A 13,858-nucleotide genomic window follows, 5' to 3' on the forward strand; every position below is an offset into this window, starting at 1 on the left:
AATTTGGCTAAGATGCACCAATCCCCAGAACACAGGAGCAGCCGGTGGCAGCACAGCGCACGATCGCCCAGCGGGCGATCCGCCAGGAGTCGGAAGTGCTGCTGCGCCAGCTGGACGCATACCTGGCCGCCCTGCGCACCGGATGCGGCACCACCGACGTCGGGCATGCCGAGCGGATGGCCGAGGCACTGCGCCGCCTGATCGCCGACACCGCCAGGTCGAGCGCGGTCGACCGGGCCCGCGTCCGCGCCGCCGTGCACTACTTCGTCTACCGCGGCGCCGCCGGCGACGGCCCGGCCCGCACCGGCGGCGGCGCCAGGCTGGCGCTGCTGACCGGCGGCCGGGCCCCCGCCGACCGGCGTCGTCAGGGTGACGACGACCGCGTCGTCAACGACCTGCTCCGCGACCTCGGTCGCGCCGACCTGATAGTCGAGCACTGATGACTTGCCTGGCCGGGCAGCGAAGAGGGTCCCCCATAACCAGTGGGGGACCCTCCATGCGTTACGGGACCGGTCGCGGCGCTAGGAGATGCTGGCCGTCGCCAGCTTGATGCTGAACGCCAGGAACAGGCCGCCGACCGAGGTGCTCAACCCGGCGGCGAGCTTCCGCCGGGAGCGGAACTGCTCGGCCAGATACCGCCCGGCGAAGATGAGCACGGACAGATAGATCGCGCTCAGCACCTCGGCGACGATCCCGAGCAGCAGGAAGCTCACCGCCGGATGGGCATAGCCGGGGTCGACGAACTGGATGAAGAACGACACGAAGAACAGGATCGCCTTGGGGTTGAGCAGACTGATCACCAGCGCGCGCCGGAACGGGCGGTCGGCCGGCGGCTCGGGCTGCGGCGCCGAGGCGGGCGCCCGTAACCGCCGCACGGTGTCGACCACCAGGCGGATGCCGAGATAGGCCAGGTAGCCGGCGCCCGCGTACTTCACCAGGAGAAACAGCCAGGGATAGGTGTGCAGCAGCGAGGCGACGCCACCGGCCGAAAGGACCATGAGCACCGCGTCACCGAGCCAGACCCCGGCCGCGCCCCGATACCCGTCCCGCACGCCGCGACGGGCGGCGACGGACAGCACGTACAGCGAGTTGGGGCCGGGCAGGAGCACGATCGCGGCCGTGCCCAGCAGATACGTCCAGGGGTTGGTCACGCCGAGCATCAGCGCCCGCCCGCTTCCATCGCCGCGGTCAGCCGGTCCTGCGCCGCGGGCCACTCGTCGGCGAGCATCGAGAAGCAGACCGTGTCGCGAAGGCTGCCGTCGGGCCGCTGCCGGTGCGCGCGCAGCACACCCTCGCGCTGCGCGCCGAGCCGCGCGATCGCCTGCTGCGAGCGCTCGTTGCGGATGTCGGTGTGCCACTCGAGCCGGACCGCGCCCAAGGTGTCGAACGCGTGCGCCATGAGCAGCAGCTTCGACTCGGTGTTGATCGCCGTGCGCCAGTGCGGGCGGCCGAGCATCGTGTGCCCGATCGCGATCGAGCGGCGCGCCTCGTCGATCGCGTAGAAGGAGGTGCTGCCGAGGATCTCTCCCGTCGACGGATTCCGCTGTACGAAGGGAGTCCGTGCCGGATCCTTGATCGCCGCGTCCACGATCGCGGCCATCCCGGCGGCCGAGGCGGGTCGGGCGACGGTGAGGTGCGTCCAGACCTCGGCGTCGTCGAGCGCCGCGAACAGGCCCTCCGTGTGCACGTGGTCGAGCGGCTCCAGCACGACGTGCCGTCCCCGCAGCGTCGGCGCGCCCCGCCAGCCGTCCTCGGCAGGGCGAAGATAGCCAGGCAGCGGCACGAGCACGCCGGGTGCGGGCTCTGGCTGCCCGGCGACGAGCTTCAGCGGTACAACACCCGCCCAATGCGGCAAGAGCAGGTCTTCCTCGTCGTCGCCGACGCCGCCGGTGCGGACCTTCGCCGAGACCTCCCGCAGTGTCAGGGCCAGCACCGCGGTCTTGGCCAGCTCCTTCGGGTCCGGCGGGCGGCTGTCGGCGGCGCGGCCGGGCATGATCTTGTCGACCAGCGCCGCGAACGCCCGGTCGCGCTCGCCGGGGTCGGTGACCAGCCGCGCGGCGCCGTGCGCGACCACGGAGCGGTAGTTGGCGCTGTGGTGGAACTGGGAGCGGGCGAGGACCAGCCCGTCGATCAGCGTCACCGTCACGCAGATCGGCAGGCCGCCGGGGCGGGCCGCGAGCGCCGAACTGCTCCCGGTCGAGCCGTGCAGGTAGACCGTGTCGCCGATGCGCGCGTGCAGGTTCGGCAAGACCCGCGGCTCACCGTCGACGACGAATCCGACGTGGCAGACATATCCCTCATCGAGGACCGAGTGCACCAGATCGGCGTCGTACGACGCGCGCTCGCTCATCCGTCTCGGCGTCGTTTTCGGCGTTCGCTGGTAGGTTTCCACCATGACCTCGTTTGTTCTAGTACAATCCCTGAACTGTGGCAGTACAGTACCAGCCGACCGGCGCGACGGCAGCCCAGATTTCGGCCAGCGTCGAGCGCGGCATCCGCACCGGCGAGCTCGATCCGGGCGCGGCGCTGCCGTCCGTCCGCGCGCTCGCGGCAGGCCTCGGTGTGAGCCCCGCCACCGTCGCGGCCGCCTATCGGTCGTTACGCGAGCGGGGCCTGGTCGAGACGGCGGGCCGCGGCGGCACGCGGGTCCGTCCGCGCCCCCCTGTGGCCAGGCGCGGCCAGCACGGGTTGGCGGTGCCCGCCGGCGGCCTCGACCTGGCCAGCGGTGCCCCCGATCGGGCGCTGCTGCCGATGTACGCGCCGCATCTGATCCGATTAGCCGAGACCATGCCCGCGGTCGGCTACTCCGGGGGAGGCCCGCTGCCTGAGCTGCTCGACCTGGCCGGTGAGCGGTTCGCCGCCGACGGCATCCCGTCCGGGCGCCTCACCGTCACGGGCGGGGCGCTCGACGCGATCGAGCGCGCCCTCGTCGCGCACCTGCGCCCCGGCGACAAGGTCGCGGTCGAGGACCCGGGCTGGGCAAACCTCCTGGACCTGGTCGCGGCGCTCGGCTACACGCCCGTGTCCGTGCCCGTCGACGACGAGGGCCCCACCGAGGAAGGACTGCGGGCGGCGCTGAGCGCGGGGGTGGCCGGACTGGTCGTGACGTCCCGCGCCCAGAATCCCACCGGAGCGGTGATCTCCGGGCGGCGAGCCGCTGCGTTGCGGCGTCAGCTCAGCATGTACCGCCAGCTGCTGGTCCTGGAGGACGACCACGCGGCGGAGCTCGCGCACGACAGGGCGCACCCGTTGGCCGGCTCGACCGGTGCGTGGGCACACGTCCGGTCGTTGTCCAAGCCGTACGGGCCGGATCTCCGTGTCGCGGTGGTCGTCGGCGACGAGGTGACCATCGCAAGGATCGAAGGGCGCATGCGACTCGGCGCTGGCTGGGTCTCCACCGTCCTGCAACGCCTGGTCGTCGAGCTGTGGAAGGACCCGGACGCCACCGCGACGGTCGACCGTGCCCGCGACGTCTACGCGACCCGCCGGGAGGCGATGCGCGCCGCGCTGGGCGATCTGCCGGCCCGCGGCGTCAGCGGCATCAATGTCTGGCTTCCCGTGCCGGACGAGACGTCGATGGTCGCAGGGCTGCGCGAGGACGGCATCGCCGTGGCGCCAGGATCCATGTATCGGCTGCTCACACCCCCTGGGATCCGTATCACGACGGCCTGCCTCGACCCCCGTGACGCCGGACGGGTGGCCGACGCGGTGATGCGCCGCCTGGCCGGCACCTCCCGGCTGCAGGCGTGACCCGCGGGGCGGAATTGTCGGACCCGGCGGCTAGTCTCCGTGGGTGGTTGCGGGTTCTGCGGCCATCGACGCACCCGAAGTCGTCTGCGCGCTGTTGGGCAGGGAGCAGCGTTCTCAGGGCGCGTCATCAAGGAGGGAATGGCATGCGCAGCAGCACGTTCAGGACGTTCGGCATCGCCGTCGCGACGGTCGCACTGGCACTGGTGACAGCCTGCGGGGGCGGCGACGACAACACGACCAGCAGCGCCTCGAAGGGCTCCAGCGGCAGCGCGTCGCAGGCACCGTCCGCGAAGGACACGCTCGCCGCGGCCGTCAAGGACCTCAACGCGGGTGCCTACAGCTACACGATGAAGATCCCCGAAGGCACGTTCACGGGCTCGATCGACCCCGCCGGCAAGCAGCAGGTGAAGGTCGACGGGGTCGCCGCCGGCGGCGTCAAGTACACGATCGAGGGCATCACCCTCGGCACCGACTACTACTTCAAGACCAGCATCCCGACCACGGGCATCAACGCCAAGAAGTGGTACAAGCTGGATCGATCGAAGGTCAAGAAGGACGCGATCATCGGGCTGATCGAGGCGAAGGACCCGACCGTCAGCCAGGGCCTCATGTCCCGCGTCGCCACCGCCACGCAGAGCGACCCGGCCACCATCACCGGCACCTATGACCTCAGCAGCGGCGGCGACCTCGGCATCGACGACGCCGCGGTGCTGCAGGCCCTCGGCGACAAGGCCAAGTCCGCCCCGTTCACGGCGACCCTCGACGGCAAGCACCTGGTCTCCTTGAAGATCACGGTCCCTGCCTACGGCACGGTCGCCGAGCAGGCCCTGACGGTCGACTACACCGGCCACGGACAGCCGGTCGCGGTCGCCGCGCCCAAGGCCGCCGACGTCGTCGCCGCCCCCGCCGCCGTCTACGGCCTGCTCAACGGCTGACCTCCATGTCACGACACCAGCCACTCCGGCCATCCGTCCCGGGCCAGTCGCCTGCACCGGCCCGCCTGTCCGCGCGGCTCGTCCGGGCAGCGGGCCTGCCGGGTGGTGGGCGGAGCGTTCGGGCTGCGGGCCTGCCGGGTGGTGCGTGGAGCGTTCGGGCTGCGGGTTCGCGGGGTGGTGCGTGGCGCGGCAGGCTGGTGGGCGCGCTGGCGGTGGGGCTGGTCACGGCATTGGCGTTGGCGGGGTGCTCGTTCGGCAAGGGCGACCCGCCGAAGCCGACCGCCGGCCCGTCGGTCGCGCCCTCGCAGAGCGAGCTGGCGAAGAGCCTCGGCGCGCTGATCAACGGCGGCTACCGGTTCAAGGTGGTGGCCAAGGAGGGCAGCTACACCGGCGGCATCGACCCCGTCGCGGACCTGCTCGACGCCACGGTCAGCGTCACCTCCGACGGCGCCACCCTGAAGATCGACACCGTGGCGGTGCGCGGGACCGCGTTTACCCGGCTCACCGGCCTGCCCCTGCCGGGCTTCGACGGCGCCACCTGGTTCCGCGTCGACCCTGCCCGCATCACGCGGCCCGGCTCGCTCGGTCTCAGCGCCGTCAAGGACCCGACCGGCATCCAGGCGCTGATCGCCGCGACGCACGACGTACGCCGCGAGGACCGCTCCTACAACGGCACCGTCGACATGACCCGCGTGACCACCTGGGGGCCCGTCAACATCCCGCAGGTGATGCAGCTGGGGCAGGTCGCCACCAGGATCCCGTTCGAGGCGACGGTCGACGACCACGACCGTCTCGTCGCGATGAAGGTCGAGATCCCCGACAACCCCGTCACCGCCACCTACTCCGACTTCGGCACCAGCCTGACCACCACCGCGCCGGCCGGCGCCGAGCCGTTACCGGACCACCTCTACGGCATGCTCGGCCTCTGATTCCCGCCCGCCGGGCAGAGCACGATGGGGGTAGGCGAGACCGCGTCTCACGGAGAACACTGCACGTCATGGAACAGCACCTGTACGAAGCCGAGCACGAAGCCTTCCGGGAACTGTGCAAGGCGTTCCTGGCCCGCGAGGCGGTGCCGTACAACGACGAGTGGGACAAGGCCGGCATCGTCGACCGGGAGGTCTGGCGGAAGGCGGGCGCGGCCGGGCTGCTCGGGATGGACGTCGACGAGGAGCACGGGGGCGGCGGGCAGAAGGACTTCCGCTTCAACGCCGTGCTCGTCGAGGAGATCGTCGCGGCGGGGGCGTCCGGGCTCGGGTTCGGGCTGCACAACGACGTCGTGGCGCCGTACCTGACGGACCTGGCGACGGAGGAGCAGCGGAAGCGGTGGCTGCCCGGGTTCTGCTCCGGAGACATCGTGACCGCCATCGCGATGAGCGAGCCGGGCGCCGGGAGCGACCTCGCCGGGGTGCGGACCTCGGCGGTGCGGGACGGGGACGAGTGGGTCCTCAACGGGCAGAAGACGTTCATCACGAACGGTGAGCTGGCGGATCTCGTCGTCGTGGTGGCGAAGACCGATCCCGCGCTCGGGGCGCACGGCATCAGCCTGTTCGTGGTCGAGTCGGGGACGCCCGGGTTCACGCGGGGGCGCCGCCTGGAGAAGGTCGGCCTCAAGGCCAACGACACCGCCGAGCTGTTCTTCGACGACTGCCGCATCCCCGCCGACCACCTGCTCGGGCAGGAGAACTCGGGCTTCTACCACCTGATGGCGAACCTGCCGCGGGAGCGGCTCGGCATCGCCGTCGCCGCCGTGGCGTCGGCCGAGCAGGTGCTCGCGATCACGCTCGACTACGCGAAGACGCGGCAGGCGTTCGGCAAGCCGATCGGGTCGTTCCAGCACAACCGGTTCGTGCTCGCCGAGCTCGACACGGAGGTGACGATCGCCAGGACGTTCCTGAACCAGTGCATCGTCGAGCAGAACGCGGGGCGGCTCACCGTCGCCGACGCGGCCAAGGCGAAGTGGTGGACCACGGAGCTGCAGAACAAGGTGGCGGACCGCTGCGTCCAGCTGCACGGCGGGTACGGCTTCATGATGGAGTACCCGGTCGCGAAGGCATGGCTGAACAGCCGCGTCCAGACGATCTACGGCGGCACGACCGAGATCATGAAGGAGATCATCGGGCGCAGCCTCGGGGTCTAGGTCACGTCGGCGAGAGCGGCGAAGATCAGCGCGGTGGACGTGGCACCCGGGTCCTGGTGGCCGACGCTGCGTTCGCCGAGGTAGGACGCCCTGCCCTTGCGGGCCTGCAGCGGCGTCGTCGCGGCCGCCCCGTCCGCCGCCGCCGTGGCCGCCGCGGTGGCGGCGGCCACGAGACCGGACGAGGTCGCGGCCTCGAACGCGGCGACGGCCGGGGTGAGGGCGTCGACCATGGTCTTGTCGCCGGGCTCGGCCTTGCCGAGCCGCACGATCGCGTCCAGGCCCGCCCGCAGGCCGGCACCGAAGGCCGTGACGGACGAGTCGTCGGACAGGGTCTTGCCGAGGGCGCGGAAGAGGCTGCCGTACAGAGGGCCGGAGGCGCCGCCGACCTTCGACACCAGGGTCGTGCCGGTCTTCGTCAGGACCGCGCCGGCCGTGTCGGCCTCGAACGCGGCGAGGGCCGCGACCACCGCGTCGAACCCGCGGCGCAGGTTGACGCCGTGGTCGCCGTCGCCGATGGCGGCGTCGAGGTCGGTCAGCTCGGCGGCGTGCGCGGTGACGGAGGCGGCGACGGCCGCGACCCACGCACGAGCCAGCGCGGCGTCCACCCCGGGCGCCCCACCGGACGACGGTGCCACGTCGGAGCCGGACGGCGGGGCGGCGCCGGACGTCAGGCCGTCGGGGGCCGGGGTGGCGTCCCCGCCGGGCACGCCACCGGAAGCAGGAGCGGCATCCATGTCAGGCACCCCACCGAAGGCCCGGGGTGCGGACCGGGGCGTCCCAGAGGCGCAGGAGCTGCTCGTCGGCGCGGCACACCGTGAGCGAGATCCCGGCCATGTCCAGGCTGGTGACGTAGTTACCGACGAGGCTGCGGGCCACCTGTACACCAGCATCGGCCAGCAGGCGGCTGACCTCGTTGAACATGAGATAGAGCTCCAGCAGCGGTGTCCCGCCCAGCCCGTTGACCAGCACGATCACCTCGCTACCGGGCGCGAGCGGCTTGGCGGTGAGGATCGGCTCGACGATGCGGGCGGCGAGGTCGCGGGCGGGCCGCAGCTGCTCGCGGGCGCGGCCGGGCTCGCCGTGGATGCCGACGCCGACCTCGATCTCGTCCTCCGGCAGGTCGAACCCGGGCTTGCCGGCGGCCGGGGTCGTGCCGGCGGTGAGGGCGATCGCGAACGAGGCCGACCGCTCGTTGACGTCACGCGCCACGGCGGCGACCTCGGCGAGTGCCGCGCCCTGCTCCGCTAGCGCGCCGGCGATCTTCTCGACCAGCAGAGTGGCGCCCGTACCGCGGCGGCCCGCGGTCCAGGTGGAGCCGTCGACCGCGACGTCGTCGTCGACGAGGACGCTCTCGATCGGGGTTTCGGCGTCCTCCGCGGCCATCTCGAAGTTCATGACGTCGCCGGTGTAGTTCTTGACGATGTGCAGGACCCCCGCGCCGCCGTCGACGGCCCTGGTGGCGGCCAGGATCTGGTCGGGGACGGGGGAGGTGAAGATCTCGCCGGGGCAGGCGGCGTCGAGCATCCCGAGCCCGACGAACCCTCCGTGCAGCGGCTCGTGGCCGGAGCCACCGCCCGAGACGAGGCCGACCTTGCCGGGGCGGGGCGCGTCGGCCCGGACGATGATCTGCTCGTCGAGGTCCACGCGCAGCTCAGGGTGCGCGGCGGCCATCCCGGCGAGCGCTTCCCGGACCACGTCGTCCGGATCGTTGATGAACTTCTTCATGCCTAGCATTTTGGCGGTACAGCGGCTGCATAGCATTGCTCACGTGGCACACATGGTGGGAATCGTGCTGGTTTCACACAGCGAACGGCTCGCGCACGGGCTGCGGGACATGCTCGTGCAGGTCGCGGGGGAGGAGGTGCCGATCGAGGCGGCGGGCGGCACGGACGACGGCGGGCTCGGCACGAGCTACGACCGGATACTGGTCGCGATCGACCGGGCCGACCGGGGCGCCGGGGTGCTGGTCCTGACGGACCTGGGCAGCGCCGTCCTCACCGCGCAGACCGTGCTCGAGGACCGGGTCGCCAACACGGCCACCCTGGTGGACGCGCCGTTCGTCGAGGGAGCGGTGGCTTCGGCGGTACTGGCCGGCGCCGGTGCCGACCTCGCGGAATGCATCCGGGCGGCGACGGAGGCCCGTGATGTCCGCAAGCTCTGAGGCGACGGTGGTGTTGCCGGCGGACCTGCACGCACGCCCGGCCGGCGCGCTGGTCCGGGCAGCGGCGGGGTTCATCAGTACCGTCGAGATCACCGCAGGCGAGCGGCGGGTGAGCGCCCGCAGCGTGCTCGGCGTGATGGGGCTGAACGCCCGCGCGGGCTCCTCGGTGGTGGTGTCCGCCACAGGCGCCGACGCGGCGGACGCGGTATCCGCCCTGGCGGCGCTGCTGGCGGAGTACGAGTAGCCGTCCGCCTCCGCGGTAAGGAGTGGTGCGGGCTACGGTGCCTACGCCAGGATGACGGCGTGATCGACGCACCCGCCGTCCTCCAGCGGCGCACCCTGGGCCTGCTCGTGTCCACGCAAGTGATCGGCGGGCTCGGCGTCGCCAGCGGGGTGTCGATCGGTGCGCTGCTCGCCGCCGACATGGCCGGCCCGAGCGCCGCGGGGCTCTCCGGCAGCGCCGCGGTCATCGGGGCGGCGCTGATCGCGATCCCGGCGACGCGGCTGATGCGCACCGGCGGCCGGCGGCCGGGGCTGGTGTTCGCGTACGGCGTGGGCGTGCTCGGCTCGCTCCTGGTGGTGGCCGCGGTGTCGTGGCGGCTCGTGCCGCTGCTGTTCGTGGGCACGTTCCTGTTCGGCGGGGCTTCGGCGGCCAACCTGCAGTCGCGGTACGCGGCGGTCGACCTCGCCGACAATGACCGCCGGGCGCGGCACCTGTCGCTGGTCGTCTGGGCGACGACGCTGGGCGCGGTTGTCGGCCCGAACCTGGCACCGTTCGCGGACAGGGTGACGATGCCGTGGGGTGCGCCCGAGTACGCGGGACCGTACCTGTTCAGCGCGCTGGCGTTCCTTGCCGGCGCCGTCACGCTGTTCGCGCTGCTGCGGCCCGATCCGCTGCTGACGGCACGATCGATGTCCTTGTCGGATGCATCGGACAAGCCGTCTTCCTGGTCGTCGGCCTTCGCGGCGATCCGGGCCAGTGTCGGCGCACGGCTCGGCGTCTCCGCCGTCGCGGTCGGGCACGTGGTGATGGTCGGCGTCATGTCGATGACCCCGGTGCACATCGGTGAGTACGTGCACGCGCACGGTGACCTGCTGCGGATCGTCGGGCTGGTGATCAGCATCCACATCACCGGCATGTATGCGCTGTCGCCCGTCGTCGGCTGGGCCGCCGACCGGTTCGGCCGCCGTCCGGTGATCCTGGCGGGCGTCGTGCTCCTGGCGTCGGCGTGCGCGCTGAGCGGCACCGCCGGCGACGACACGGTCCGGCTGGCGGTCGGGATGGGCCTGCTCGGGGTGGGTTGGGGCTGCACGATGGTGGCCGGATCCACGCTGCTGTCGGAGTCCGTGCCCGTCGGGGAGCGCGCCGGCGTGCAGGGGCTGTCGGACGTCATCATGGGCGTGTCGGCGGCCACCGCGGGCGCGCTCGCGGGGGTCGTGGTCGACCTGTTCGGGTTCGCCACCTTGTCGGTGCTGGCGGGGATCGCCGTGGTGCCGCTGGCCGCGCTGGCGCTGCGGAGGTCTTAGTCTTGGCCGCGTGCGACTGACGGATTTCTGGCAGCGGTTGGAAGAGGCGTTCGGCGCGGCGTATGCCGGCAGCATCGCCAACGATCAGGTGCTGACCCAGCTCGGCGGCAGGACGATCAAGGAAGCCCTCGCAGGTGGCGAGGATGCGGCCGTGGTGTGGCGCGCCGTAGTCGCCGCATACCCGGAGCGTGTTCCTAGCAGGTTAAGGTGACTTTTTGGCGTGTTGGCTCGTTGATCGTACAGATGTACGGGTAATCTCCTCAGGCGTCGGCGCCGATTTTTTGTCATACCCGGCGCTTACCTTGTCAGCGTGAATAAACGAACGCCGACGAAGACCGCGAACTCAGGGGTGACGGACATGGCAGTGCAACCTGACCGGGAGAAGGCGCTCGGGCTCGCCCTCTCGCAGATCGACAAGCAGTTCGGCAAGGGCTCGGTCATGCGGCTCGGTGAGCGGGTCATCGCGCCGATGTCCGTGATCCCGACCGGATCCATCGCCCTCGACGTGGCGCTCGGCATCGGCGGGCTGCCCCGCGGCCGGGTCATCGAGGTCTTCGGGCCTGAGTCCAGCGGTAAGACGACCGTCGCGCTCCATGCGATCGCGAACGCGCAGGCCCAGGGCGGCATCGCGGCGTTCATCGACGCCGAGCACGCCCTCGACCCCGACTACGCCAAGGCCCTCGGCGTCGACACCGACGCGCTGCTCGTCTCCCAGCCGGACACCGGTGAGCAGGCCCTCGAGATCGTCGACATGCTGGTCCGCTCCGGCGCGCTCGACATCATCGTCATCGACTCCGTCGCGGCCCTCGTGCCCCGCGCCGAGATCGAGGGCGAGATGGGCGACAGCCACGTCGGTCTGCAGGCCCGCCTCATGAGCCAGGCCCTGCGGAAGATCACCGGTGCCCTCAACACGGCCGGCACCACGGCGATCTTCATCAACCAGCTCCGCGAGAAGATCGGCGTCATGTTCGGCAGCCCGGAGACCACCACGGGTGGTCGCGCGCTGAAGTTCTACTCGTCGGTCCGCCTCGACGTGCGGCGCATCGAGAGCCTCAAGGACGGCACCGACGTCGTGGGCAACCGGACCCGCGTCAAGGTCGTGAAGAACAAGGTGGCCTCGCCGTTCAAGCAGGCCGAGTTCGACATCATGTACGGCAAGGGCATCTCCCGCGAGGGCTCCCTCATCGACGTGGGCGTCGAGCAGACGATCATCCGCAAGGCCGGCGCCTGGTACACCTACGACGGCGACCAGCTCGGCCAGGGCAAGGAGAACTCCCGCAAGTTCCTGCGGGAGAACCCCGACGTCGCCGCCGAGATCGAGAAGAAGATCAAGGAGAAGCTGGGCGTGGGTGTCGGCCAGGCCACGGACGCCGCCGGCGGCCCCGAGGTGGCTCCGGTCGACTTCTGACCGTTCCGGGCGCTGTTCCCCTGGCGCTGGGTCCCACGCGCTCGGGGGCCTTGCGTCCGGTTTTAGCGCGGCTCACGCGGCGATCGGTGCCGGTTCGTGGGAGGGTCTCCTGGTTTGGAGGTCCGTCCCACGGCCGGCCCGCCCGCGCTGTTCATGGTTTTCGGAGGTGTGCTCGTGCCGGGCAGGCGGCGATCCGACGATCCCAGCCAGCAGTCAACGGAACCTGAGGACGCTGAGCCCTCCTTCGCCGGTTTCGACCCGTCGGCGGGTGCGTCCGCTGGTCCTGACCCGGCGGCGAGCGGCGTGCCTTGGATCCTCGCCGGCATGAGCGACGACAACCCGTGGCTGTCCGCCGAGGCTCAGCCGGGCGGCGCCGTGGCCGCGCCACCGACGCCCACGGCAGGGACGACGCCACGAGACCCGTCCGGCGACGCCTCGACCTCAGTCGGGCCGGGTGTGAGCACTGACAGTGCTCCGCCGCCGTGGCCGACGACCGCCCGGGAGCTTCCGCCCGGCTGGCCGACCGCTCCGGGGCGCGGGGTTCCCGCCGGCGAGCTCCCGCCGGGCTGGCCGGCGGCTCCGGCCGGTGCTCCCCCTGGTCAGACTTCCAGTTCCGGCTCCGGCTCCGGCTCCGGCTCCGGGTCCGGCTCCAGGTCCGGCTCCAGCTCCAGTTCCGGCTCTGGCTTTGAGCGCGGCGGCCGGCGCGGCCGGGCATCCGCCGCAACGCGTGGTGCCGCCGGCGAGTGGCCGGCCATGTCTCCGCTCGATGCCGCCGGGGATCCCTGGAGCGGCAGTCTTGCCGGGGACCTGCCGTCCACCACCGCACCCGCGTCGGACCGTGACACCGGTGGCGGCACCAGTCGCGGTCGCCGATCGGGTCAGCAGCGCGGGGCGCGCAGGCAGTCCCAGGGCGGTCCTGGGCACGACTCCATCCCGGAGCGGCAGGGCGAGTCAGCGCTGTGGGGAGACCCTGCGGAGGCCGGGCCTCAGTCCGATCCTCAGCAGGACGGGTTCGGGCAGTGGGGCGACGGTTCGGAAGGCCGGTCGGGCCGGCGGAGCGGCTCCCGCCGTGGTGGGCAGCCGGCGGCGCCGCTCGATCCGAGGGAGGCGGCCCGGGAGATCTGCCTGCGGCAACTCGCCGTCCGGCCGAGGACCAGGCTCGAGCTCGCCACCGCCATGCGCAAACGTGGCGTCGAGGACGAGATCGCCGACGAGATCCTCGACCGGTATGACGAGGTCGGCATCATCGACGACGCCGCGTTCGCCCGGGCGTGGGTGGCCAGCCGGCACCACGGGAAGGGACTGTCCCGCAGGGCGCTGGCGGGGGAGCTGCGCCGCAAGGGTGTTTCGTCCGACGAGGTCGGTGAGGCGCTCGACGAGCTCGACCCCGACGTCGAGGAGCAGACCGCGAGGGCCCTGGTCGCCAGGCGCCTCCGCGTCGAGTCCAACGCCTCACCCGAGGCGGTGTTCCGCCGGTTGGTCGGGATGCTGGCGAGGAAGGGGTACCCCCCGGGCATGGCCATCCGCCTGGTCAAGGAAGGCCTGGCGGCCCGGGACGACGCCGCCGAGTTCGCCGACGGCATCGACGCCGACGCCCTGGCCGACGTCGCCCTCGACCCCGACCAACGCTGAGCCCGTCCTGGGGAGGCGCCGGCATCAAAGCTGATGACGCCTCAGTCCGGGCTGAAAGCTGAAACCGGGAGCGCCACCCATGCGGTCGGCTGGCCCGGGAGCGTCACCGATGCGGTTGGCCGGCCTGGGAGCGCCACGCACGCGGTCGGCTGGCCCGGGAGCGCCACCCGCGCGGTCGGCTGAGCCGGGAGCGCCACCCGCGCGGTTGGCTGGTCCGGGAGCGCTACCCGCGCGGTTGGCTGGTCCGGGAGCGCTACCCGCGCGGTTGGCTGGTCCGGGAGCGCCACCCGCGCGGTTGGCTGGTC

General features: G+C 72.0%; 15 protein-coding genes. 11 read left to right on the top strand and 4 right to left on the bottom strand.

Annotation, left to right across the window (positions count from 1 at the left end; genetic code table 11):
- Positions 1-44: 44 nt before the first annotated feature.
- Positions 45-440, top strand: a complete 396-nt coding sequence (locus tag AB0I21_RS08480) for a hypothetical protein (protein ID WP_344507776.1) — start codon at positions 45-47, stop codon at positions 438-440.
- Between the two features lie 81 nt (positions 441-521).
- Here AB0I21_RS08480 and leuE read toward each other — a convergent pair whose 3' ends face one another.
- Together leuE and AB0I21_RS08490 are read right to left on the bottom strand one after the other, a co-directional pair.
- Positions 522-1,160, bottom strand: coding sequence for a leucine efflux protein LeuE (gene leuE, locus AB0I21_RS08485; protein WP_360559702.1), 639 nt, complete (start codon positions 1,158-1,160; stop codon positions 522-524).
- A complete protein-coding gene (locus AB0I21_RS08490; protein WP_360559703.1) occupies positions 1,160-2,350 on the bottom strand; it encodes a bifunctional pyridoxamine 5'-phosphate oxidase family protein/GNAT family N-acetyltransferase in 1,191 nt (396 codons plus the stop codon). The genes leuE and AB0I21_RS08490 overlap by 1 nt, the downstream gene beginning before the upstream one ends.
- Before the next feature lie 77 nt (positions 2,351-2,427).
- Between AB0I21_RS08490 and AB0I21_RS08495 the strand changes: the two genes are divergently transcribed.
- From AB0I21_RS08495 to AB0I21_RS08510, 4 genes are all read left to right on the top strand, one after another.
- Positions 2,428-3,750, top strand: coding sequence for an aminotransferase class I/II-fold pyridoxal phosphate-dependent enzyme (locus AB0I21_RS08495; protein WP_360559704.1), 1,323 nt, complete (start codon positions 2,428-2,430; stop codon positions 3,748-3,750).
- Between the two features lie 143 nt (positions 3,751-3,893).
- A complete protein-coding gene (locus tag AB0I21_RS08500; protein ID WP_360559705.1) occupies positions 3,894-4,685 on the top strand; it encodes a hypothetical protein in 792 nt (263 codons plus the stop codon).
- A gap of 197 nt (positions 4,686-4,882) precedes the next feature.
- Positions 4,883-5,614 carry a hypothetical protein gene (locus AB0I21_RS08505; protein WP_360559706.1) on the top strand — a complete coding sequence of 244 codons (732 nt, stop codon included), beginning with the start codon at positions 4,883-4,885 and terminating at the stop codon, positions 5,612-5,614.
- 68 nt (positions 5,615-5,682) lie between these two features.
- Positions 5,683-6,825 (top strand): acyl-CoA dehydrogenase family protein, encoded by a 1,143-nt coding sequence (locus tag AB0I21_RS08510; RefSeq protein ID WP_344507765.1) that lies wholly within the window; start codon positions 5,683-5,685, stop codon positions 6,823-6,825.
- Here the strand turns inward: AB0I21_RS08510 and dhaL are convergent.
- Entirely contained in the window at positions 6,822-7,559 is a 738-nt protein-coding gene (dhaL, locus tag AB0I21_RS08515) for a dihydroxyacetone kinase subunit DhaL (protein WP_360559707.1), read from the bottom strand. The genes AB0I21_RS08510 and dhaL overlap by 4 nt on opposite strands.
- Before the next feature lies 1 nt (position 7,560).
- Positions 7,561-8,550: a dihydroxyacetone kinase subunit DhaK gene (gene dhaK / locus AB0I21_RS08520; protein ID WP_360559708.1), complete on the bottom strand. Its 990-nt coding sequence runs from the start codon at positions 8,548-8,550 to the stop codon at positions 7,561-7,563.
- 64 nt (positions 8,551-8,614) lie between these two features.
- Here dhaK and dhaM point away from each other — a divergent pair, with 64 nt between their 5' ends.
- From dhaM to AB0I21_RS08550, 6 genes are all read left to right on the top strand, one after another.
- Positions 8,615-8,986 (top strand): dihydroxyacetone kinase phosphoryl donor subunit DhaM, encoded by a 372-nt coding sequence (gene dhaM, locus AB0I21_RS08525; protein ID WP_344507760.1) that lies wholly within the window; start codon positions 8,615-8,617, stop codon positions 8,984-8,986.
- Positions 8,970-9,230 carry an HPr family phosphocarrier protein gene (locus AB0I21_RS08530; protein ID WP_360559709.1) on the top strand — a complete coding sequence of 87 codons (261 nt, stop codon included), beginning with the start codon at positions 8,970-8,972 and terminating at the stop codon, positions 9,228-9,230. The genes dhaM and AB0I21_RS08530 overlap by 17 nt, the downstream gene beginning before the upstream one ends.
- Before the next feature lie 59 nt (positions 9,231-9,289).
- Positions 9,290-10,513, top strand: coding sequence for an MFS transporter (locus AB0I21_RS08535; RefSeq protein WP_360559710.1), 1,224 nt, complete (start codon positions 9,290-9,292; stop codon positions 10,511-10,513).
- A gap of 10 nt (positions 10,514-10,523) precedes the next feature.
- Positions 10,524-10,724: a DUF3046 domain-containing protein gene (locus AB0I21_RS08540; protein ID WP_360559711.1), complete on the top strand. Its 201-nt coding sequence runs from the start codon at positions 10,524-10,526 to the stop codon at positions 10,722-10,724.
- Between the two features lie 147 nt (positions 10,725-10,871).
- Entirely contained in the window at positions 10,872-11,921 is a 1,050-nt protein-coding gene (gene recA / locus AB0I21_RS08545; protein WP_360559712.1) for a recombinase RecA, read from the top strand.
- A gap of 930 nt (positions 11,922-12,851) precedes the next feature.
- On the top strand, positions 12,852-13,553 hold the full coding sequence (locus tag AB0I21_RS08550) for a regulatory protein RecX (protein ID WP_360559723.1): 702 nt from the start codon (positions 12,852-12,854) through the stop codon (positions 13,551-13,553).
- Positions 13,554-13,858 lie beyond the last annotated feature (305 nt).

This window comes from Dactylosporangium sp. NPDC050588 (assembly GCF_040654975.1).
GTDB classification, from domain to species: domain Bacteria; phylum Actinomycetota; class Actinomycetes; order Mycobacteriales; family Micromonosporaceae; genus Dactylosporangium; species Dactylosporangium maewongense.

Coding starts and splice junctions, on each gene's coding strand:
- AB0I21_RS08490 (WP_360559703.1), bottom strand. CDS start 2,350: ATGAGCGAGCGCGCGTCGTACGACGCCGATCTGGTGCACTCGGTCCTC.
- leuE (WP_360559702.1), bottom strand. CDS start 1,160: ATGCTCGGCGTGACCAACCCCTGGACGTATCTGCTGGGCACGGCCGCG.
- AB0I21_RS08500 (WP_360559705.1), top strand. CDS start 3,894: ATGCGCAGCAGCACGTTCAGGACGTTCGGCATCGCCGTCGCGACGGTC.
- dhaK (WP_360559708.1), bottom strand. CDS start 8,550: ATGAAGAAGTTCATCAACGATCCGGACGACGTGGTCCGGGAAGCGCTC.
- AB0I21_RS08510 (WP_344507765.1), top strand. CDS start 5,683: ATGGAACAGCACCTGTACGAAGCCGAGCACGAAGCCTTCCGGGAACTG.
- AB0I21_RS08530 (WP_360559709.1), top strand. CDS start 8,970: ATGTCCGCAAGCTCTGAGGCGACGGTGGTGTTGCCGGCGGACCTGCAC.
- recA (WP_360559712.1), top strand. CDS start 10,872: ATGGCAGTGCAACCTGACCGGGAGAAGGCGCTCGGGCTCGCCCTCTCG.
- dhaL (WP_360559707.1), bottom strand. CDS start 7,559: ATGGATGCCGCTCCTGCTTCCGGTGGCGTGCCCGGCGGGGACGCCACC.